This is a genomic window from uncultured Turicimonas sp., assembly GCF_902477955.1.
In the GTDB taxonomy this organism is placed as follows: domain Bacteria; phylum Pseudomonadota; class Gammaproteobacteria; order Burkholderiales; family Burkholderiaceae_F; genus Turicimonas.
This window is the reverse complement of the sequence record NZ_CABSJB010000004.1, coordinates 1-24,802: the sequence shown is the minus strand read 5'-3', so window position 1 is coordinate 24,802 and position 24,802 is coordinate 1. Positions and strand designations below refer to the sequence as shown.

The following is a 24,802-nucleotide window of genomic DNA, read 5'->3' as shown; positions in this document are numbered from 1 at the left end:
CGTTGTTTCTGACTATGTATTTTCCGCAACTGGCCAAAGTTGGGCAACTGACGAGGGAACCAAAGGACTTGCGGCAGTTTCCGTTGTAGTGGCAAAACCGTCTTTTACTGACTCTAGTATTTCTACAGTAGATTCTCAAGTGCTTATTGGAGACGGAGCCTCTCTTATTGCAAACGGAGACTCTTATATACCGAAAGAGGAAGTGGACGGAAAAGAGGTTTCAGGTGAGGAAAAGAAGGGGATTAGGATTCAGAGCTCCTCTGCGATGGAATGGGATCGGTTTAATTCTTTAGTCGAGGAGCTCAACGAATCCTGGGATCTCCTTTTGAAGCAATTTACCAAAGAGAATGATATCTATCAAAAACTTCTAGCCTTTAAAACAGATACCGAAACTATTCGACAAAATTTAGCCCAAGTTTCAGGAGATAACACCCTTTCTGCATGGGGGAAAACTAAAAAGGTTGGTGAATCTCTTAAGGGGATGCTTAAATATGTTAAAGATTTAGAGGGTGTCTATAAGGCGATTAAGGACATCCCCAACCTTACTCATTTGACCTCGCTGCTAGAGTCTGCTTTGGCCTTTATTGGAGCAGAAAATTACGCCAATATTAAGTCTTATGCCGCAACGATTGCCCCAAGTACAGATGGCACATCCTCTGCCTTCGATTTGGCGTTATCTGCAGCTTACGCACAACAGCGTACATCTAGCTCGATTATTGTAGGCAATGGGACAGTTATAGAGACTAAGGGAGGTTCTGATCTAGTTTTAGATTCTTCTAGCGATAATGCCCAAGTAGGCATTACAGGCCGATTAACAACTGAGTTCGTTAATTGGATTGATGTCAATACCAAATCAAAGTCTATTGGCGGATCTGTATTTATTCCGGTTCTTGAAACAAAAAATGAAATTCATTTAAACCCGAATGTACAGATTATTTCTGACGGCGACCTTGGAATAAACGCCAAGGATAAAGTTACTGCGGTCTCTATTGCAGTCGGCGGCAGTGATACTGACAATGTTCTTGCCATAAATGGAATGGCTGTTGCCTCTTCTGTGGATGCTTCAAACCGAATTGTTATTGATCCGGGCGCTCTTCTGAAAGCTAAAAATATTCACATTGAAGCTTCCCGTAAGGACTCTATTCAGACCGTTGCCGGAGCCTATAGTGGATCAGGCGGAGCGGCATTCGGCATCGGAGCTGCCATCAATATGGACGGCTTTGTTAATGAAGTTCAGATTGGAAGCAAGGAAGAAGGTAAGGAAAAAGTTAAGTTGGAAGCCGCTAAAGGTGAGGACGGACTAGAGGTGCTTGCCTTTTCAGATACAGCAGTCAACGCGGTAGGCGTTGCAGGCGCTCTGTCAACTACAAATCCCTCTCGGGAAGAGACCAGCGGCCTCCAGTCAATTCTGACGACCGGTGGACGAAGCCTTATTACGGTAGTTAATGAAAAAATCACATCGAGCTTTGCCGGCAAGTTTGCGGAATGGGGAAAAACAGCTGCTCAGAAATTAACACACAGTCAGGATCAGGCCTCTAATGCAGCTAACCAGAATGCTTCAAATAACAATGCAGGGCTTCAGAATAACGGACAAAATCTTGCTCAGAATCAGAATCAGGCGCAAGTAAACAATCAGCCTCAACAACTCAAAATGCAGTTTGATTTGGCAGGAAGCGTTGCTTGGAATGATTTCCGCCTTGCCAATACGGTTGAAATGAGTTCTGTTATTCTTGACTCTCAAAAGGTTTCGATTACTGCGCATGATGACAAATGGATTGGGGCATGGGCAGGAGCTGCGGCCTTAAGTATAGGGAAGTCAGATAAGACTTCTCACAGCGTGGGTATCGGTGGAGCTGTTGGCGTCAACCAGGCCAATATCACCAACTCTGTACTACTGAATAACGTTGAAATCAAAGCCGGAAAAACCTCTGTCTCTGCTCGCTCTAAAGGAACAATTACCGCAGAAGGTTTAGCCCTGGCCGTTTCAACAGGAGGTAAAAGAGGATCAGAGGCCTTTGATGGCTCGGTTTCGGTCAATATGATTGATCAAACCACCCAAGTAGATGCTGACAATATTGTTTTGACATCTGACTCTTCAGATGCTCAGGGGTATGAACAGACTGCTTGGAATGGTGTGACTCAAGTTACCGGCGGTACTTCGGCAGGTTTTTCTTCTTCTAAAGGAACTTCACTTGCCGGTGGCTTCTCTGTAGCTATTTCTGAAATTAACAATAACATTGCCTCTAAACTTAAAAATGCAACCTTCACGTCTGCCGGTGATGTAAGGATAGCAGCTCTTGTTTCCGGGAACCAAATTACTCATGCCTTTACCGGTCAACTTGCAGTTGGAGGGGACTCAACATACGCATTTGCCGGAGCAGCCGGCGTAGGGCAATTGAACAACACCGTCTCCGCCGGATTGGAAAATTCCACAATAAAAGGAAAATCTCTAAAAGTTGAATCTAGGACTGCAACGAATGAGGAGGTAAAAGAGTTATCTCAACAAGGTCCCGAGAGCAGTAATGCATCGAATGCAGCTTCAGACTATCTTGAAGAGCAAGGTATTCAAAAAGAGGATGGAAAGAGCTCAAGCGAGCAGGCTCAGGAGATTCTTTCCGATCTGAAGTCTGTTTCCGGCATGACGGTTAAAGTCGGTCAAGAAGAAGGAAAAACAAACGAAATTGGTTCCGTTGTAACCGGTAAGCCTTTGGTTCAAGTAACCGTAGGAATCGACATTGGTATTGGAGGAAAAAGTGGCGCAGCAGGTGTTGTTGTCAACACGATAGATAATTCTTATTCCTCATTGGTAAGCGGCAATACGCTGACTCTATCCAAAGGTCTTTCTGCCGGAGCTGTAAACAACGTGACCAGCGTCGGCGTAGCCGCGGGAGCTGCGGGCGGTAAAGGCAGCTTTAACGCTGCCGGACAGGTTGTTGTCTCCAATGTAAATCAGAATGCGCTTACGACAATTGACAACAACATCTTGTCTTCAGAAGGAACGGTTTCCTTAGATTCAAGAAATAATGCAACGACGGTAAATGTTGCCGGAAATGCAGGATTGAATTTCGGAGAGGGGGTAGGACTCGGTGCAGCAGTCTTGGTAATGAATACCAACAACACTGCGGACATTCTTTTCAAGAATACTAACAAGTTTGCGGCTTCAGCATTAAACGCAGTAAGCGCTAATAAATCTTCTTCCTGGGCTGCTGCCGTTGACGGATCTTTCACAACAGGTTCGGTCGCAATTGCAGGGGCAGTGGCGGTCAACCGTGTCCGAAATACTGCTAGGGTTACCGGAGAGACTCTCATACTCTCGTCGTTAAATAGCGCGACTTTTGATGCGTCCGACGAATCCGCACTCTGGACTCTTTCCGGCGCAGTTGGAGGTTCAGCCGGTACGGGCGGCATCGGAGGTGCTGTATCTTATGCAGGATTTGGCCAATATGGAGATAACGGAACAATCATTCATCTTAATACGATCGAGCTAGGAGAAAACTCCTCTTCAACAGCCCTGAGTCTTTCTGCTCACGGTAAAGAAAAACTTAACTCTTTGACATTGGGGGTTGGAGTCTCGGCAGGGACCTTTGGTTTACAGGGAGCTGCTTCCGTTCTCGAATCCTCCGGAAAAGTTCAGGCTGTTATTGATAATCTTCGTGGATCAACTCTTGCCTCGCTTGACGTTCAGTCCAAACATGACGCTTCTCTAGGTAATTTGTCAATCTCAGCGAGTGCAGCGGGAACCGGAGCAGGCGGCGCAGGTATCGCTATTAATCGTATTAAAAACTGGCAGACACTCTCTTCAGTTGGCAACGCAGGTAATTTGACTTCACCTTTGACACTCGACGCCTTATCTATCACGGCTAGGGAACATCTAGCGATTACGGCAATCGGAGTCGGTGGCAGCGGTGCCGGAACAGGAGCATTGCAGGCTAGTCTGTCTCTAAACCAGATCAATTCTGACGTTTCAGCAGGTCTTCTCAACAGCAATATCAATAGTTCTTCAGTGGCTCTTATCGAAGCCGTTCGAGATACCGATGTTGAGACCTACAACGTGCAGGGAGCCGGGGCAGGAACGGCCTCAGGAGCTTTAGGCGTTACATACTCGGAAATTAAGGGTAATTCTCACGCAGATGTAAAGAATTCAACCATTAAAGTTGAGAACGGAAGCACAACCAGAAAATCTTATTCGGGCAAGGATGCCATAGAAAACGAAGAAATTGTTCACGGTTTGTTGTCTAAAATCTCAGTGAAAGATTTAGGTGCGCAAAGGAAAGCAAGCGAACTATCTGGTCTTGCGGTGCACGCAGATTCGACACAGACGTTTAAGACAATATTTGCTGCAGGCTCAGGTTCGGGTTCTGCGTCTCTTACGGGGACGGGCAGTGGAATTACGAGCCAATCCAATTCTGCGGTTAATATTGAAGGAAGCACACTTTCTTCTGTAAAGAAGGCTGATGTTTATGCGGGGAATGATTCCAATGTCAATGCGCTGTATCTGACCGGCTCAGGGGCTGCCACTGCTGCCGCAGCAGCAACAGTTAATGTTCTTAGTTTTGAAAACAAGGCTTCCGTCGGTATAAAGAATTCAGCAATGACGGGCGAGAGCATGAACATTGCATCTCGAGTTAGAGAAGGAAACAGTCTTTTCGGAATCCAAGGAGCAGGGGCAACCGCTGCGGCTGGTGCGGTCTCAGTCATGGTGGTAAGAGAGAATTCAACCTCCTCAGTAGCGGTTGAAAATTCCACGCTTACGACAACAAACGGAGATTTGGCTCTTTCTTCTGATCTGTCTTCCTTTAGCGCGATTCTCGGTGTATCAGGTGCAGGAGCACAAGGATTCGGAGCTGCCGGGGATGTTTACTGGGTAAGAGGTCGAAACGTCTCAAACCTTGCAATTTCTAAAGGCTCGGCTTTAAATGCTGCCAAGAATTTAGGGATAAAAGCTTTAGCTGAGGGCAAGGTCAACTCTATAAATGCAGATGCAGCAGGTGCTGAATTTGTAGCTTTGGCTGCAGGAGTAACAGGGACGGATCTTAAGACGGATGCTTCCGTTTCTGTTGAAAACTCGAAGGCTTCATCATCAGAAGACGTCTCTATTACCGCTGAAAACAGCAATACAACTAATTTAACACGTGCAGATGCCGGTGGTGCCCTTGCCGCGATTGGAGCGGCTGTAGTTGTTGAAAATCTAAACGGAAATGCCCGTGTGTTGATCAACAATAGTCAAATTGAAGCCGCTAAGAATTTAACGATAAAGGCTCTGGATGATCGATCTACAAACATCGGGTTAGGTTCCGGTTCAGGTGGTTTAGGCGTTGGCACGGCTGCTGTATTCGTATCCACGCACGGCTCTCAGACTCCGGATTTCCTTACAGATGAAAGTGCTCGCAAACGTTATGAAGAAGCGAAATCTAAATACATTGATGATGCTTCATCAAACGGAACTTTAGACTTTATACAGAAAGCGTTCAATGCAAGTAATTTGGGATCGGCCCATATCTCTGATACGGAAAGCGACACCATCAAAAAGTCTCTAACCTCTGACAACAAAAACATCGGAGCTCAAAGCGGTGCTTCGATTAGTGTCACATCGAGTAATTTGTCAGGTCAAAATATAGATCTCTCGGCACTTCAGGATTCAAAAGAAAAGTCCGGCACGCAAGGTATGGTCGGAGGAATCGCGATAGGCGGAATTACCCTCGGAGCGTCTGTTGGCATTATTCGCGATCATAATTACGCTGGTATTAGCGTCACGAACAGTACTCTGCATGCAACAGATACTTTGAAACTCAAGTCTGAATTAGACACAAAGAATAATCTGAAAGTTTTCCAGGGATCTGGTGGCGTTTTTTCCGCAGCAGCGACAGTCGCTGATGCGGCTTTGGATGGGCAAGCTCTCGTTAACATATCAGGAGGAGCCCTTAAAGCTTCCAACATGGTTGCTTCCACTGTTCTCAATAACTCCCAGACAGAGCTTGAGAGCTGGGGTATACAAGCCGGAGGAATCACCGGAGGAGCTTCTATAGCTTACATAACGGACAGTACGGGTCTGAATTCGAGAATTCAAAACGCTGAGATTGATGCATTAAATGCAAATATTCAGACGGTCGCAGCCAGAAAATTAAGCGCTAAGGCAATTGCTGGATATGGAGGCGGTGTAAGCGGAGTGGGTTCCGATTCAAAAATTACCATTGCTAAGCCAACAGGTTCTGCTTTATCTTCTTTGCTGAATTTAAGTGGTAGCGTAATCAAAGCTCAGAACTTGACGGTTCTCAATGATGAGCATAGCCAATTTGCCGTCAAATCGTCTGGTTATGGTGGAACCGGCATAGCTATCGGCGTCTCATTAGCGAAGATTGAAGACTCTTCTGCCTTATCTACAGTGGTGGAGCGCAACACTATCAATGAAGCCAGCCAAGTAAAGGTTATGACAGCCGCAGGAAAGGATTCAGATGAGGAAGCCGCTGGCGATGACAATATCCTGAAATTCTCAGCAGAAGCTGTTTCTTATGGCGGAGCGGCTGTTCAGTCACTAAATAATTCTGCTTCTGTTGTAAATACAACCTCTGTTAGTACGACTTTCCAAGGGAACAAATTTGTTCCTGCTGAGGATGCAAAAACAAAGATAATACCGACATTGCAAGTCTTGTCACAAGGTGTAGCCAATTACGAGGTGAAGTCTTTAGCTGGAGAGGGCGGAGCCATTGCAATTGGCAGCGGTGTTTCAGAAATCACTCACGGTGTAAACGTTGCTACTACAGTTTCTGAAAGCGTTGGAACGACATTGCAAAATCTAAATATCGGCGCAATTAACGAAGAAAACGTTAAGGGTATTTCGGAAAGTGCCGGAGGAGCTGTTCTTCTTATTGAGGGTACAGGAACGAGTTGGGACGCTGCCCGCGTTGTACACACAGATAACTCTGAGACACAAGTCACTGTGAATGGTAATTGGCAGGTGGCCGACGAAGTTTCTATTTTTGCTGAATCTCATCATAACTTACGTTTCAAAGCGGACAACACTAAGGGAGCTTTGGCTGGAGGATCAGGCGCGGCTGTTGTCAACACCCTTTCAGGCACTTCTTCTGTCACGGTTGGAGACAATGCGATAATAAAGGCGGGCTCGGATATTTGGATTGGAGCAGAGGACTATCTTGATATTGCAGCGACAGACGGTGCTTATATTGTCGACTCCGGCGTTCATGGAGCTTTTGCAGGGTCAGGAATTCACATTGATACGGACTACAACCACTCGAACTCTGTGGTGATCGGTGCGGGCTCTCAAATCAGTGCCGCTGAGGTCATTAGGCTGCAATCGTATACCGATATCAATGCAGACTTGAAGGTTCTGGCAGACTCTTATGGAGCGGTAACCGGCGCAACAGCAGCAGGGAATCACAAGTTTACTTTAAACAACACTGTGGACTTGAAGGAAAAGAGTTCTTTGAAGACTACTGGAACTTCATCAGAAATTGTTGTTTCAGCTTCCTCTACAGAGAACCTTCATCTGGAGTCTATCGGCAAAGTAGCCGGTGCTTTGAGCGGCTCAGGCGCTTCGGTGAATGCAAATGTAGCAAGAACTGAGTTAGTCACGATCGGACAAGGTGCTCTTCTGGACAGTAACGGTTATGTTCGTTTGTACTCGGGTAAAGATGCCTACGGGTCGGAAAACAAACTGGATCTTTTGGCCTATTCTCATGCCTACGCATATTCTGCTCTGCCTGCTGCATCTACTAAAGTAAAAGGTCATTATGCCCTGACAAACAAGATTAATGTTCTAGGTAACGTTTATGCAGCACGAGAAATTGACGCATTTGCATCTGAGGGAATAGTAAACAGCAAAGAATCTGCTCGTGCATGGAGATGGACCGGTACTAACCAGGGAGACATTAAGGTTGCTACAACTGAGGCCGGAGAGGTTCTACCTGATTCTTTCACACTTGATAATCAGATCTCGGTATCAGGTTCTTTGATAGCAGGTAAGAATGTCTCTTCTGATATCGTGATATCAGGAGTTGTGAAAAAAGAGAGTGATGCCTTCCAGTTGCTCTTAGATGGAAGTCCGGTTACTTCTTTAATTAAACCGGAAATTACCATTACAGGCGAAGGGCCTGAGGTGATTGATCTAGGCTTTGAGCAATACTCTAATTTATATTGGAACCGGTATGCTGAGCTGCAAGCTTTGATTGCTGAGTATAAATCTACCGATTCGGCAGCATTAGTTGCTTATACCACGGAGGCTCAAGCACTTTTACAGCAAATGCTTGATAAAGGCTTTGCTAAAAAAGAAGGTGATGGAATTGTTCCGGTGGCCTCTTCTGAAGTGGGAATTCTTACTTTGGCGGGACTTTCTATCTCTGGAGGCAATGTTAACTTGAAGTCTTCTCATGTGGTTGGTAATGGAACGATTGCCGCCCGAGGAGCCAAGCACATTAACATTGAAAACAAATCCAACTTGTTATTGGAACTCCAGGATATTCAGATTCTGGATAAGGGCGGTGTCATTACCTACAACAATAAGACTAATGCAGATGTTTCTCTGCCGGAATTTACAGGGACAAAAGAGTATTCAACGGATTCTCAAGCTCCGGAGTTTAAAGTTACAACTTCGTTTACAGGGAAACTGCAGGCAAGAGGAGAGATCCAGTCAGAAGAAACACAGAGCAAAGAGATTCATATTGTAGATGTTCCGGTCTATTCGGATGTACGTATCTACGGCAAGATTCAAAATCTGTCGGGTAACTTGTCTATTAATTCCGGCGGAGATATCTATGTTGATGCGCAATCAGCAGTCAATGCTGCAGGCCAGGTAAACCTTCAAGCTACAGGAAACGTCACTCAATCATATCACGAGGGTATTTTGTCTGTTGGCGGCAGTGTTGAGGAGTTTTGGAAGGATGAATGGGAGACAACTAAGAAGACCGGAATAGGACAATCGAGTGCCGAAGACAAGACTCATAGTGCTTCTGTAGGTATTCACGCTGGCGGTGATATATTTATCGCAGCCGATATGATTAACGTCAACGGTACTATTCAAAGTGGGTATGCTTCTTATGATTTGACACTGGACGCAACGTCCGAGAAAAGAATTTCCGCAATTAGAGATTCCTGGATTGCCCAAGGTTCTCCGGATTCAATCAATGTATATTCAGACCAATATTTGTTGACAGACGGCCTCGATTTTGTCGGAGGCGACGGAAACTGGCATAAAAACTGTAAAGCCTGGTATAACCCGGTAACCGATCAGATTGTGCTCGATGATATTTCGCCTAAAGGCGGTCGTATCTATTTGACGGGCAAAATTGCCAGTACCGGAGGCGGAAAGCTGAGTGCGGTCGATGGCAGTATAGATATAGATATAAATTCTGGAACCCACTCTATACTTACTGGTGATATTAATACCGGAAACCTTCATGGAAGTATTCGTATAACAGATACCGCTTGGGCTGGTGAAACCAAAAATGGAGAGGCGGTAGCTGCTAAAGTAACCGAATACAGCAACTCCCAGGGTAATAAGGAGTACTGGTTATATAAATCTGGAAAGACGTCTGAGGCAACGACAATTGCGGAGAGGACTTACAACCCTCGTAAAGGTTTAACCTATCTGTGGAGTGACGGAGCCCAGGTCACAAATGTTAAGGTTGAATCAACTAGTAAACGTTTCCATATTTGGGGAGCTTGGAAGAAATCTCCTTTGACCTGGACGATGGAAAAAGAGACGAGTGAGGAAAAATCTGACCTGAAGAAAGGAGGGACCATAGGGATTTTGGCTTCTCGTCCTTCGGGAACCAATGTTTTCGAAAGTTGGGTTACACCAGAAAAGCAATACTCGTATGTCGACAGTATTGAGGATTGGGTTGAGTATGATAACTGGACTCACTTTAATGGTTATTACAAGGCTAGAAAAACGACAAAATCAGGTGCTCTTGTAGTTCGTCAATACGCTGTTAAAGCTGATCAGCCTATCGATGTAGGTTTTATTACAACTGGCCAAAATTCTATTAAGCTCTCGAGCAGCAAGAATATTTCTATAGGGGGTATTCTAAGTGCGGATGGCGGCACAATAACAATCAATGCCGGAAACGATATTCTTTCCGACAACGCACGGGCTCAACTTTCAGGTGCCAAAGAGATTAATTTGACGGCAGCCGGGAGTATTGGTTCAGAACAAAACGCAATAAAACTGACTTCCAAGAATAATATGTTAGTCGGAGCTGTCGGGGACGATATCTTCTTGAACGCTGGTCAAGTTCTAGGAACGGTGTCAGGGTCAGTTGTCGGCCAAGGCGATGTACAACTTCTAGCACAGAATAATGTTGACTTGCAGAGATTCGAGTCGCAGGACGGCAACCTAACATCCGAGGCAGGAAGTGTGAAAATCCATGAACTTACACAGATTTCAAAAGTTGATGGAACATCCCGCTTGGACGTAAATGCTAACAACGGACAGGTGTCCATTACAGCTAAGGGCGATCTTGGTCTTGGAATTCTTAAAGCAAACAAAGTTGAAATCGCAACTGATGGTGCTTTGTTGGATGCGCTTCCCAGAGAAACAGCCGACCAGGTTTCTCTAGAAGAAAAACTTCAAAGTTGGAAAGAAGCCGGAATTCTTGGTTCTGCAAACTCAGCTAGCGATGAAGCACTTAGGAAAGGTATCGTCGAACGAATCACCCAACAAATGAAGGGTGAATTTGAGCGGTATGCTGAACTCGTAGAAGCAGAAGAATCAACTTTAAGCGCTGCGCAGAAAGAATATCGAGATTCTTTAGGGAAGAAACTAGGCGGGTACTATACTCGAAGCGGTGAGAAGGGAGAAGATCTCAAGGCCAATATTAAAGATAGGTTTAACAAATATCTTGCAGCAACCGAAAAGATTTCTGATTCCGAATTGGCAAAGGCCAAGGCGTCTAGCTATAAAGTTTGGACTGAATCAGAACTGATTTATGCGGTTTCTGACGTGATTTCCAATCCGAAAGCTTCTGACACTCGAATCTTGGACGGAGTGGCAAACATCGTTGCAGACACCGTAGTCCTGAAGGCAAAATCGATAGGGCAAGAAGTCGATCCCGTGACTTACCAGTTCTCAGATTTAAGCGGAGATCAAGCACTAAATGTTTATAAGACACTTGCCTCAGCCGATGCTCATGATGTTAAATGGGATGCAGACCAAGGACAAATAACACTCGGTCTAAAACGTTCAATTTCTGTTGAAGCGTCTAACTTAACGGAGTCTTTAGGCAAAGTTCATCTTGATGCGAATACTACGGAAGGAAATGTCTTTGTAGAAGCGGAAGACAATTCTGCCTTATATGTAGGAAAGGTGATCAGCGATAAGGCAAATTACGAAGTCAGACTTTCCGCAAAACAAGGAATTTATAACGGTGAAAGTCTTTTGAGAAGTGCTGATTCTTCACTGATTAAGTCTTCAAGAGTGACATTGCGCGGCGGTATTGGTTCATTAGGAACGTCGGTGTCTAGGTTGAACATTGAGCTTATTAATCCTGATGACCTTAATGCCTATGGTTCATTTAGCGCATCTTCAGGCGTGTATCTGAACGCAGCTGACGGTGTTTCTACTGATCCTTTCCGAGTTGATGCAGTTGCTTCAGATAAGATTGTTGACATTAGTTTGAACGGTAAAGCTTTGCTGATGACAGAACCTTCTGGTTCAGAGTCGATAGCTTCAAGCTATATCAAGGCGCAGGAAATCATTCTTCGTGATGCATCCCAAGTAGGAAGTGATAAGAATTCAATTCGTCTGCATTCGGAAAAAGACGGGGAGGCTCTGCTTACTTTTGTTACCGGCGAAACTTCGCAAGATAAGCCGAAACTGTTAAATATTCACGATACTGGTTCCGGGACATTAGACGTTGCTTCCGCAGAAAAGGGATATGTTGATGCCGAAGAGTCGAAGCATAAAGAGCCGAAGCGTAACGCTAATTTATCCCTGAGCGGAGACATTAAACTCTCCGGACAGGGAAGCGTTGTTAGCGGTAATTTGGAAAGCGAGTCTGGAAATGTCCAAGTAAAGGCTGCAAACGCAGCGGCCGTTGGCAATGTGTCGGCCAAAGCTATTCAATTGACAAGTACAGACGGTGCTGTTACTGCTGGTGCACTGACGTCTAAAGAAGGCTCAATAACCGCTGAAGCGGGAACGACTTTGACCACAACGGGGAAGGTACATTCAGCTGATCTTGCTGAATTAACAGCGAAGGATGCAGTGAAAGTATCCGACGTTGAGGCCAAAGAAGTTCAATTGACAAGTTCAGAGGCAGATATAACGGCGACCGACTTGAAGTCTACAGAACGTTCAATAACTGCTAAGGCACGCACTACTCTGACAACCGGAACTGTAGATTCAGCTGCCGTTGCCACTTTAACGGCTCAGGAGGCCTTAAGCGTCGGAAAGGTAACGGCGAAAGAAATTCAATTGACAAGTTCTGAGGCCAATGTCATGGCAGGAGATCTCACTTCAACAGGAGGCGCAATAACTGTTAAATCCGGAACAGAGCTGAAGACAGGGGCCTTAACATCACAAGGTGGTTCAATAATTGCCAACGCTGGTACATCCCTGACAACAACAGGAAAGGTTAATTCTGCAGAAGCGGTCACATTAACTGCTCAGAATGATGTGGTTATGGACGCAGCAGAGGCTGAAGGCGTTATATCAGTTTCCAGTACAAGTGGCAATGTATCGATATCGGGAAACTTAGTTAGCAACAAGGGTTCAATAGGAATTTCTGGGGCTCAAAAAGTTCAGGCTGCTGACCTCCATGCATCTAAGGATATCGAAGTAACAAGCGACACTAATGGAATTGAACTTGGAACCTTGATTTCGGATACGGCTGGAGTAACTTTGAATGCTCCGTTGTTTGTAAAATCTAAGTCAATTTCAGCAGCCAAGGGTAAGCTGGGTATTGATACCGGAGGAGAACTGACACTTCCTGCCGTTACGGCAGATAGCGTCGATTTGAAAGCAAAGAAGGTTATCAGCAACGATAATTCTCCTATTAGTATCGAGACTCGAGGGGATATTAGCGTTAAAGCCGAGACAATCGAGGCTGAGTCAGTCATTCTTAAATCTCGCGAAGAGAATGTAACTACGACAGGGTTTACTGAGAATTCCTCGGCAAAAATTACTGCTCAAAAAACAGTTGATATTCAGGCCCAAAAAAACGCTAAAGTCGATCTGGACGGAGAGATTGACCTTGATGGAGACTTCAAGATTTCTGCAAACAGGATTGAGGGAATCCAAGAAAACTCTACTATCTCAGCAGGATCGGTTTCTATCGCTGCAGGTTCAGGAGAGCTTGCTTTGGGGACGTTAAAGGCTAAAGAATCTAATGTAGATGTATCTCTTGGCAGTGGCAATCTAAGCCATGCTGGGACTATTTCAGCTGAAAAAGGAGATGTCACTTTAACCGCTTCACTCAACACTTTCAAAGATTCGAATGTGTCAGGCAATGCTGTGACAATTTCGGGAGAAGTGAAGGGTGATTCTTTGAATGTCAAGTCAACTGGGCAGACTAAATTTGACACGACAGTGTTGGATGTGGACTCGGCATTAGTCGTAGATGCAGAATCTATTTCTGGGCTTGAGAAAGTTGAAGTAACTGCCGGAACAATTGCTTTAACGTCTGAGAAAGACCTTGAACTGAATAAGCTCACTGCCGAAAAATCAAGCGTATTAGTCAATGCTAAAGCAGCTAACGTTGTATTTAACTCTGATTTATCTGCCAAACACGGGATCACTGTTAATGCAGGTGCTGTAACAATGAAAGATGCCGAAGCTGAAATAAATGCTGGCTCTAACATTGATATCAAAGCACAGACGCTTACAGCTGAGGGTTCTTTATCACTCTCATCGACAGCGGGCTCTGCAGATATGAATGTAGAACAAAAGGTTGAAGTAGAGAAAGAGCTCACAGTCAAGGGACACTCGGGAGCTACAGTCTCTGCAACTGCACTGGAGGCACAAAGTACGTTCATTGGTTCCGATTCAGGAACAGCGCTTCTCAAGACAAATACTCTGACCTCTGATTCGTTGAACATGACGAGTACAGAGGGAGACGTGGCTTTCAAAGTACTATCCGAAGAGGCAAAGCCCAATATAACCATCGAAGACTCAATTGATTTGAAATCTGGTAAGAATCTGGATGTAAGTGCGTTGAATCATTACGACAACCTTGAATTGAAAAAAGATCTTCGTCTTAGCGCTGAAAAGGGAGAACTCACAGGACTTAACTCTTCTTCAAAATTGAGTATAGTCGCTGGAAACGTTGAGATTCTTGCCAAGACAGGAGCTCAAACGATTGCCAAGGTCCAGGCAGCTGGTACGGTTAATGTCGCTGTTGAAGACCTCTCAATAGGAGAAGTGGAGGCCAAGGAAAAGATTACACTGGCCGGCACTAAGAAAGTTTCTGTTGGACAAGTTACCTCGACTGGAGATGCTAATGGAGATATTCTTGTTAAAAGCTCTGAGGGAGAGGTCTTAGCTACAGGGACTATTCAAAGTAAGTCCGGAGGTGTCTCTATCGTTGGAAAAGAGAAGGTGGAAGCCACAACCATTGAAGCTTCTACAGATGTTTCAGTAACCAGCGACAATAATGGCATTATTGTTCAAAAGATAACTTCTGCTAATGGAGCAGTAAGTTTGGATTCTCTTTCATTTATTAATGCGGATAGTATCTCTGCCGCTCAAAAGGCATCAATCACCACAGAGGGCAGTTTAAAGCTTCCTTCTTTGGTTGCCGACTCTGCTTATGTTAAGGCAAAGGATATTTCGGCAGATCATTCCGTTGATATCAAAACAAAAGGGGATATCGATGTTGATGCAACTTCCATTCATAGCAAATCGATCAAGCTTTCCTCCTCGGGTGGAAATATTTCGATTGAAGCTGCAAATGATTGGACTGTCGTTGGGGATGTAAATATTTCCGCATCGGGCGAAAATGCCAAAGTAGAAGTCGGTTCTCAAAAAGAATTTTCAGTGACTGGCGGTGCATTTAACATTAACACTCCAAATGGCGCAGCAAAGGTATACGGCAATAAGGGCTTGACGATTGATCACGATTTGGCGATAACCGCCGGTAAAGATACAACGTTGTTTACAGAATCAGGAGATCTGGATATTGGGTCCAAAGCTCAAATTCACGCAATTAACACTTCTGGGATAAGTAAGCTTAATGTGCAGTCCGGAGGAAATCTTTCAATCGGAGAGGATGCAGACTTGTATGCCAACGTGATAAGTGTCTCTGCTCAGAAGGACGTCTCCCTCGGGTCTGACGCATTTATTCACTCAATAGTGGATTCAAATTCTCCCAAGGAATCGGGAACTGTTGACATTAAGAGTTATACAGGGAACGTCACTATTGCAGATCGTTTTGAAATTGGGGCGGATAACCTAACGACTATTACAGCAGAACAAGGAAGTGTCGGGATTGGCAATGATGCCGATGTGTATGTCAGCGGAGATCTTTCGATCAAGTCAGGAAAAGACTTTGTCATTGGAGACGACGCATTTATCGCTACTGAAAAGAGCAGCAGTAAGGTTGCTGATGAGAAAGGGCGGGCAAAAGGCCGATCTGATGTTTCGATTGTCTCCGGAGGAAATGCTGTTTTTGGTGAGGGAGCTTGGATAATTTCAGAGGCCGATATTTCCGTAGTTGGAGGGAAGGATGTGAAATTTGGTGATGAGGCTCTTCTTGTGGCCTTAACACCCTCCGCCGAGCCTACCGAAGGAAATCTGACTGTGAGAAGTACAGGCGGTTCCGTCCTATTGGAAGGGACAGCCATTATTTACGGAGAAGAATCCGTTGATTTGGATGCAGCAGATAAGCTTACCATTGGTGGAGATGCTTACCTTGCTTCCGAAAAGAATGTTGACGTTTATGCCGGTGAAATTCGCTTGGACGGAACGTCTGAAGTTTTGACGACGGACGGCAGCGTTAACCTAGTATCCACGGGAGGTATAACCCTTGCGTCGGATGCTAGCGTCAAAGGACCCGCCGGTGTTTCCATATCTGCTGCCGGACGTTTGGTTGCCCAGGGTACAACCGAGATCTCTTCGGATAAGAACGTCAAGATTCAAGGCGGAGAAATACGTCTTGACGGTACTTCTGAAGTTCTCTCGGACAATGGCGGCGTTGAAATTCTTTCCAAGGGAGATTTGACTCTTGCCTCTGATGCAAGCGTGAAAGGAGAGACAGGCGTTTCCATATCCGCTGAGGGACGCTTTGCTGCCCAAGGTACTACCGAGATATCTTCAAAGAACAAAGTTTATATTCAAGGCGGTGAAATACGTGTTGACGGCGCTTCCGAGGTTCTATCGGAGAATGGAGAAGTCCAGCTCAAGTCGTTGGGCGATATGACCCTTGCTGCCGATGCTTCTGTTAAAGCACCGCAAGAAGTTGTTTTAGTCGCCGATGGAAACCTTGTTGCTCAAGGGAGTACCAAGATTTCTTCTGATAATTATGTAAACATCGCGGGAGGAAACCTCCGCTTTGACTCTGCTGCTGAAGTGTCTTCTGAGAATGGAGGAGTTGTTCTTGATTCCTTAGGGGATCTGACTCTTGTCTCCGATGCCTCTATTACAGCACAAGAAAATGTAGTTCTGGCAGCTAAGGGCCTTCTCACTGTACAAGGACGTGCAGATATATCTTCTGATTCCGACATTGACCTCTTGGGATCAAATGTCACACTCGCAGGCGGAAGTGAAATCAAAGGCTCTAATGTCGAGGTTACTGCATTTGCAGGTGACGTGAGGATGCAGGGCGATTCTTGGGTGTATACGACAGATGACTCCGGAGACGTTCGAATTCAGGCCTCAAGAGATATTCGTTTGTTGGATCAAACTAGGATCGGAGCTTGGGATGAGGAAACTGATCTAAGTACTCATCTAGTAGTCCTGAAGGCAGGTAACGATGTCTATCAGAGACAGAATAAAGGAGATACCGGTGTTACGGCTGAAAGATTGGAAGCAACGGCCAATGGCAGTATTGTCTTAGGCTCTGTGACCAAGATGGGAGAAGCCGGTGAGTTTGGTGGAAACTACATTACAGAAGCTGTTCTTGAAGCAGGTAAAGACGTCAATTTAGCTTTGACTGGCTTTGCGACAACGGTGTATGTAAATGCCTCTCAAGGCGGAGTTGTTAACGGCCATGTGTCAATTCATGGCGAAGAAAATGTGCTGAATATTGGCAACTCGATATCGGCGAAGAATGAGGTAATGCTACATTCAGCTTCCGTTAGCGGGTCGTCAATTGTGTCTAAGGCGGGGATTGAAATTTCATCTTCTCTTTATGACAAAGAAGGTTCAGCAATTGATTTCGATACCGTTCATGGTAAATCTGTAGGCATTCTTTCCGGAAACGCTGAAATTAATATTGGTTCGGTTTTCGGTCAGGACTATGTAGATATTTATCGAAGAGCCAACGGCGTCACTGGAAACATTCAGGTAGGAAACGTTGAAAGCAATCGCTCGGTTATGTTGTATAACGGTAACGGGAACATCGTGGCTGAAACGTTCCAAACTCCCGGCATGATTGCTGTCACTAGACAGGGAAGTATTTTTGGCCCCGTCTTAGGTAAAGGTGTTTACGTGCTTGAAAACGGCCCTGATCTATACGGATTCCTGAATATTAAGGGAGTAACGGGAACTTATGCGGAGGATGTCCCCTTCGGTGTTGTTCCGCATTTCTCCTCTCTGGTAACAGAAGTATTCGGACTAGATAGAACTCATCGTGGCTTGGTGATCCGAATGAAAGACGTGATTAACCGCAATGGTGAATTCTCCTTCCTTAAATGGCGTCAAGAGGATTCTGATGAAGAAACTTATTTGCCAAGAGAGTTAGCGGAGGATAACTTAGTAACCATAAATATTCCGGAAGCAAATTAGAGAACTGTAAGACTCCCGAAGATCTTCAAAAATCCTCGGGAGTTTTATTCGTTAGCGACGTCCTACTATAGTCCCGGTTGACCGACTCTTATTTTCCTATTGAGTCTCAAACAACATATTGGGACTTTTCAAAAAGGTTTTCTCTCGAAAGTTCAAACTTGTGCCATAAGAGGAAGTTTTTCTTCCTTCATCAAGCTTTTCCCAAGGAAGCAATTTTTCTCAATGTGGCGAACAGTCCGACTTGATGTAGGACCTGTAAGACATTTTTAATTTTACGACAAAATAGTGTACAATAAAGTGTCAAATATTTAATTTCTGAGACCAATGGGTTAATTTTTAATCGTTCCAAAGAATCTAAAGAACACTGATTTTGGTCAGGATTAGGCTATTTTTGTGCCGATTTTCTGTCCGGTGTTCCGAAGGACGAGCCGAAAATTTATTGCATACGGCTTTGTTTTCTAATGAATTTTGTTGGAACGAGCAATGAGAACATTGAAACAATTCAGAAAATCTTCCAAGAACCCTGCATTTGTTGCTAGAGGTCGCTTGCCATTCATCGAATTTTTTGAACCTATTATTTTCGGGTATGAGCCTGAGAAGCTTTGCAGCGGTGAAGTAAGATTACCGGTCGCCGCTGAGAGAAAGCTGATTGGATACGTTAGATTTGTACCTAACCGTCCGGACCAATCAGAATTTGTGACCGTCTCATCGGTCTGCACTTTGTCTAAAGGTGCCGACATCGCAAGAGGAGGAAATAATAAGGATTACATTTTCTGGTTATGGCTAAGCTCCCGCCAAATCTGCTCAGACTACGTGACAAAGGCACGGTCAGAGGAAATGAAGGACGTCATAGAAGCCGTCAGAGCGACCTATAAAAACAAAGCGGTACCTATGTATTTTATTGAACACGTCTGTGAGGCGGTCCTGACCGCTGAAAAGACCGTAAGAGTACTTCGGAATAAATGGCAGGTACAGAGAGCCTCGCTAGAGAGGAGAAAAAACGCAGTAGTTTAGAGGAGAGCTTTCAGGAGGGGGATTCTCTATAGGAGCATCCGATTAAGGCTTAAAAACCTAGCAGAGGAGAACAAAAAACAGGAGGTCCGAGAAGCTGTTAAGCGTCTCGGACCATCATTGGCGCGCCAGGCAGGATTCGAACCCACGACCCCTTGGTTCGTAGCCAAGTACTCTATCCAACTGAGCTACTGGCGCAACATTTTTTTATTCTAACACTGGAAAAGTGAAATAACTAAAAAATTATTAAAGCTGCAAAGAAAAAAACGATTAGGCGCCTGTATCGGGCGTTTGCTCAGCTTTACTCGGAATCTTTTTGCTTCTCATTATTTCTTGCTTTGTTTTCGCGGCAAGTAAAAGCGCTTTAGCAATATGGATGAGAATCTGTCTGTCTTTGACCGAGAGTTCTTTTAAGACAGAATCTTCCGGCATGAAACTTGCGCTGCCGGTTCTCTCATTTGTACGGCCCAGAAGATAATCAGTCGAAACACGAAGAACATTTGCCAGTTTCACAAGTCCATACAGAGTGGGCATTCTGTTACTGTCAGCCTTTTCGTACAAAGACAACACAGGCTGAGGAATATCGCAAAGACGAGCAAGTTCTGCTTGCGTCATTTGGTTCTCCAATCTTAGCTCTTGTAATCTTTGTGATAACCCAGCTCTGACTTGCGGGTCGTTCTCCATAAATTGACCTCCTAATCGCCATCCCATATTTTTAGGATGTGCAGGGATTTTAATCTAAATTTATTGGTTAATTCAAGATGGGCTGTAATTCCTAGGACATCGGAGGAAAAATACTCTTTCTAACTCTAGAAAAAATAAACGTTTTTTCTACTTTGTAAATAATAGAACGATTTGCAAAAAGAAGAAATCGATTAAACTTTTCAAGTTGAAATATTTAGGTCTGAGGATATGTCGATTAAGATTTTTATAGCGGCTCACAAAAATTATGAGATGCCTGAGGACGACATATATATTCCTTTAGAAGTCGGGGCTTCATTACGGAAAGATCTAGGACTAAAAGGAGTTCGAGATAATACCGGACTGAATATTTCAGAAAAGAATCCGAATTATTGCGAGCTGACCGGTTACTTTTGGATCTGGAAAAATATCAAGGATGCTGATGTTGTTGGCCTTGTTCACTATCGAAGATATTTCAAGGGAAACTCTAAAGTTCAAGGAAAGTTTGCAAATATCTTGGACGCTCAAGAGATTGAGAAATACTTACGAGAAAATCAAGTTATCTTGCCTGTGAAGCGAAATTACTTTGTCGAAACTGTCCGAAGTCAATATGTTCATGCACATCATGAAGAAGATCTCCTTGCATTAGAAAAGGCTATCAGGAAGATTTGCCCGTCTTATCTTCCGGCCTTTGAGCAAGTGATGAATTCTAAGAAGCTTCATTTGCTCAATATGTTTGTGATGAAAAAGGAACTCTTCGATGAGTATTGCACGTGGCTTTTTTCAGTTTTAGAAGAGGTAGAGAAGACTCTAAATATTTCAGACTATTCAAAAAATGATGCTCGTGTCTTTGGCTTCCTCTCCGAGAGACTTCTGGATGTTTGGTTGACAAAGAACAAGATTAGATATTGCGAGTTACCTGTCTTGAATCTTGAGCCTGTGAATTGGCCTCAAAAGATTGCGAAGTTTTTACTTAGAAAAGCAGGTTTAAAAAAGTTAATAGAATAGAAAAAATTTTTTCAAGCCGAAAAGCATAAGAAATATACCTATTGTTATATTGAAACGAGTTTATTAAATTCTTACCATAAGAAAAAATAAAACGAGAATAGGTGTGAAGCAATCCCAAATCAGATTTGCCCTTCTGGCATTGCCTTTTGTCTTTTCCAGCCAGGGCTTACCATCAGAAAATAAACCGACTGTCACCATCGGACTGGTGGATACTTTTTCGCCTACTTTTTTCATAGAGTCTTACTCTCCGACCGTCGATCATTTGATGGAGAGCCTTACACAATATCAATTCAATTTAGTAGATATAAACCCCGGCAACATACTGGAAGATATAGAGAGGTATAAGCCGGATTTTTTAATTTCAAATGCCTTTACTTATGTCAGCTTGATGCAGACCCACGGAGCTCTTCAAGTCGCCACTAAAGAGAATAAAGAGACTTCGAATTTCACGGATTCAGTAGCTTCAACCATTATCGTAAGATCGGACAGCTCGATAAAAACTCTAGCGGATGCTAGAGGGAAAAAAGCAGCAGTTTCAGATTTGGAAAGTTTTGGAGGTTGGCTTATTGCCAAAGGAGAGCTGCTTTCCGCAGGTTACAACCCAGACAAGTTTTTTTCAGAAATCATCGAGACGAAATATGGTGTGCCGGATGTATTCCTTCTTTTAAAACACGGTTTCGTGACTGTCGGAGTGGTTGAAAGCTGTGAGCTGGAGAAAGCAATCCAGTCCGGACAGATAAAAGAAGGAGATTTTAGGGTTCTTAATCAACGCCTCAACCCACAAAAATGTTTAGTTAGTACTCCGGGATATCCGGACGTTGTCTTTTTTTCCTTAGCCGGCGTTGCGCCTAGTATTACTAAGGACGTTACCGTTGAGCTGCTGACTATGCCTTCGGTAGGCTTGGATTTCAACTGGACGATCACAAATAACTTCTTGCCTACATACAACTTGATGCAGTCTCTAAGACTTGGACCTTTTAACCATGACTCGGCTTGGTCTGTAAAGTTTTTACTGGAGAAATATAAAAACGGGATTTATTTTGCAGTCTTGTTGCTGTTTTTCCTTTTATTGCATGTATTTCAAATTAATTACTTGGTTCGAAAACGCACGGGGCAGCTAAGCAAAGCACTAAAAGAGACTAAGAAGTTTTATTTGGAATCCCAGAAAAGTAAACAAAAACTCCATGCTCTGGAAAGAATGAGCATCGTTTCTCAAATATCCAGTATGTTTGCGCATGAAATTAAACAGCCGATTACAAACATTGGTTACTACGCCGGAGCGTTGAGCATGCTTCTGGAACAAAAGCCAACTAAAGATAGTAGAGCACAAGAAATTATCACTCTCCTACAAAATGAACTGCAAAAATCGACTCAGATCGTTGAACATGTCAGAAGTTTAGTTAAGAAAAGACCCAAAGAAAAAAAGATTTGCGATCTGGGAGGTGTTGTGAGTAATGCTTTAGGCCAAGGCTTATACGCACAAGCAGTTGAAAATAATGTTCCTAAGGGAGAATTCTTTACTCTTGGAGATGCTTTTGAACTGGAATTTATCGTTCTTAATTTCGTAAGAAATGCCAAAAGCGCTGTTAAGGGAGTCGTTACTCCTCATATCTCGGTTTCTGTATCGGAGGCTGGGGCTTTTTGGAAATTAAGCGTAAGGGACAACGGGCCAAAACTTGATCAGCTAGCTTTCGAAAATTTGGGAAAAGCCATTCAAAGCAGCAAGCCTGATGGACTGGGATTCGGTTTATCAATATGCAATGCGATTGCAGAATCATCCGGCGGACATTTAGAGTTTGAAAGAGGAGAATCGTCGGGAGTGATCGCTAGTTTATTTGTAGAAAAATTTATAACAAAAGAAGGAGGCGGAGATGACGAAGATAACGCAATCATTAATACGGTTGGTGGATGATGACGAAAGTGTTCTGAAAGCTCAGTCTCTTTTTTTAGAAATGGCAGGCTTCAAGGTCAAGTCATACAATTCGGCGTTATCTTTTTTGGAAAAAGATGATTTTTCTGTGACCGGCTGCATTGTCCTGGACGTCCGTATGCCGCATATGTCTGGAATTGAATTGCAAAATGAGTTAATTAGAAGAAGGTGCGATCTTCCTATTATTTTTCTGTCTGCTCATGGAGACATAGAAATGGCTGTCGAAGCCGTTCATAAGGGAGCCAAAACGTTTCTAGTAAAGCCTCCTCGCCTTGATAAACTCCTGGATTACATAAAAGAGGCAGTGGAAGAACATAGGGAGAGACAGAAGGGAAGGAAATTTGCAGAATTTTTGATGAATCAATGGAATTCATTAACTGAGGCGGAGCGTCAAGTAGCTGATATGGTAGCAAAAGGGCTTACCAACAATATGATAAGTCTTGTGTTGGAAATTACGGAGCGAACTGTCCGGTCCCATCGGTCGAGCATTTATGAAAAGCTGGAAGTCGAGAATGCTGCAGAACTTTCTGGATTTTTAAACGATTTGAATCGATATCGCAAAGCATATTTGCTGAACAATCCTAATCAATAACTCGAGATAGATTTCAGTATGGATTTTCAGGATAGAACGGATTGTTTTCCTGCGACCTCTTGCAAATTGTGGCGTTAATAAATTAACAACGATAATTCACTGTGAGGAGTATATGAAGCGAAGGGATTTCCTCTTTACTACTTTAATAGCAGGTTTTCCTGTGGTCGCTTTATCGTCTGAAGATGAATATTCCCCGCGATATGTAGATGTCATTGTTGTCGGTGCAGGAGCAGGAGGTCTCACGGCTGCATATAGTGCGGCGTTGAAAGGGGCTTCGGTTCTGCTTTTAGAGAAGATGCCGAAGCTGGGAGGAGATACTTTCTTATCGGGCGGTTATTTCAACGCTGTTCTTACTCCGGAAGAATCTTCTTGGTTCCCAGACTATCCTCCGGATAGCATTGATCTTTACACGTCTCAAATAAACCAGCTGGCCGAAGGCCTAAATTCTCCCAAATTAGCCCGAACTTTGGCAGAAAACAGCCGTGATTCTCTTGAGTGGCTTAAGAAATTGGGAATACGATTTTTGCCGACGCCTTATCATGTCTACGGAGGGAAATATCCTCGTTCTTTTCTGACAGAAACTGGGAACGGCAGGATCTATATTCAGGTCTTAGCAGAAGCATGTTTATCGAAGAAAGTACAGATATCTACAAATTCTCGGGTCATCACCTTAATCAAAGGAAACGAGGAAAACAGAATTGTCGGTGTGATAGCACAGGGGCCAGAAGGTCCAAGCACGGTTTTTGCCCGTAAAGGAGTTGTTCTAGCTTCCGGCGGATTTGGCGCAAACAGTTCTAAATTAAGGGAGATGGTTCCGTGGGCCGCTGATTTAGGAACAGATTCCAACCCCGGAGCGACGGGAGATCTTCACGATGCAGTTTATGCAATAGGCGGAAAATTAACAAATATGCATTTTGTGGAGTGCGTACCGGGTTCGTCAGCGCACGAAAATAATCCTGTTCGTCTGGATTACAACCCGAGAAAGTTCATCTTTGTTAATGAAAACGGCAAAAGATTCGTAAATGAAGAGCTTCCGAGGGGAAAAATTTCGGAAGCGTACTTTAACGGCGGCTTCAAACGATGTTATTCCATTGTCGATAATCAAACGGTTCAAGAAATTCAGCTCAACAGAAAAAAGAATGTTTATAAAGGCCTCTACAAGAATATGGTTTGGAGAGGAAATACCGTTGAAGAACTTGCGAGAAAGTTAAACATTCCAGAGAAAAACCTGTTTCAAACAATTCAAGAATGCCAATTTGATAAACAAATTCTGACTCCTCCTTTCTGGGCGGCAAATGTCGTTTTTAAAATACATTTGACTTTAGGAGGCGTAGAAATCAATGAAACGGCCCAAGTGTTGGACGAGCACGGCAAACCCATTACCGGGCTATGGGCCTGTGGTCAGATAATCGGCAATCTACACGGCAAATACCGACTCGGAGGCAATGGTATTAATTGTGCTGTAGTGTTCGGACGCTTGGCTGCTAAAAACCTGACCCAATAAAAATTACAATTCTTTACATCAGTTTTGGTTGTGACAGTTGACGAGTGAAAAAATTGTCTGTAATATTCGAATTCTGCGCTGACGAAAACAAGTTAATTCGGAAGCGACTTAAGAGTGAATCTTAGGTAAAGTTCTTTAAAAATTTATCGACGAACCGATAAGAGCGGGCACTTAAGTTTAAGA

General features: G+C 44.0%; 7 protein-coding genes and 1 tRNA gene. 6 read left to right on the top strand and 2 right to left on the bottom strand.

The window, feature by feature from the left end:
- Positions 1–88: 88 nt before the first annotated feature.
- Both RDK53_RS02125 and RDK53_RS02120 read left to right on the top strand, forming a co-directional pair.
- A complete protein-coding gene (locus tag RDK53_RS02125; RefSeq protein ID WP_308513074.1) occupies positions 89–17,893 on the top strand; it encodes a hypothetical protein in 17,805 nt (5,934 codons plus the stop codon).
- Between the two features lie 483 nt (positions 17,894–18,376).
- Positions 18,377–18,907, top strand: coding sequence for a hypothetical protein (locus tag RDK53_RS02120; RefSeq protein ID WP_308513073.1), 531 nt, complete (start codon positions 18,377–18,379; stop codon positions 18,905–18,907).
- A 118-nt stretch (positions 18,908–19,025) separates the two neighbouring features.
- Here RDK53_RS02120 and RDK53_RS02115 read toward each other — a convergent pair.
- Together RDK53_RS02115 and RDK53_RS02110 are read right to left on the bottom strand one after the other, a co-directional pair.
- Positions 19,026–19,102, bottom strand: a tRNA-Arg gene (locus RDK53_RS02115).
- A 72-nt stretch (positions 19,103–19,174) separates the two neighbouring features.
- Complete coding sequence (locus RDK53_RS02110) at positions 19,175–19,588, bottom strand: helix-turn-helix domain-containing protein (protein WP_308513072.1); 414 nt, start codon at positions 19,586–19,588, stop codon at positions 19,175–19,177.
- 228 nt (positions 19,589–19,816) lie between these two features.
- Between RDK53_RS02110 and RDK53_RS02105 the strand changes: the two genes are divergently transcribed.
- The 4 genes from RDK53_RS02105 to RDK53_RS02090 all read left to right on the top strand — a co-directional run bounded on the left by RDK53_RS02105 (position 19,817) and on the right by RDK53_RS02090 (position 24,619).
- Positions 19,817–20,593 carry a DUF4422 domain-containing protein gene (locus RDK53_RS02105; RefSeq protein WP_308513071.1) on the top strand — a complete coding sequence of 259 codons (777 nt, stop codon included), beginning with the start codon at positions 19,817–19,819 and terminating at the stop codon, positions 20,591–20,593.
- A 103-nt stretch (positions 20,594–20,696) separates the two neighbouring features.
- Complete coding sequence (locus RDK53_RS02100; RefSeq protein WP_308513070.1) at positions 20,697–22,505, top strand: PhnD/SsuA/transferrin family substrate-binding protein; 1,809 nt, start codon at positions 20,697–20,699, stop codon at positions 22,503–22,505.
- Positions 22,465–23,115 (top strand): response regulator, encoded by a 651-nt coding sequence (locus RDK53_RS02095; protein WP_308513069.1) that lies wholly within the window; start codon positions 22,465–22,467, stop codon positions 23,113–23,115. Before RDK53_RS02100 ends, RDK53_RS02095 begins: the two co-directional genes overlap by 41 nt.
- A 112-nt stretch (positions 23,116–23,227) precedes the next feature.
- The gene (locus RDK53_RS02090) at positions 23,228–24,619 is read left to right on the top strand and encodes an FAD-dependent oxidoreductase (protein WP_308513068.1); all 1,392 of its coding nucleotides are present in this window, start codon (positions 23,228–23,230) and stop codon (positions 24,617–24,619) included.
- Positions 24,620–24,802: the final 183 nt, after the last annotated feature.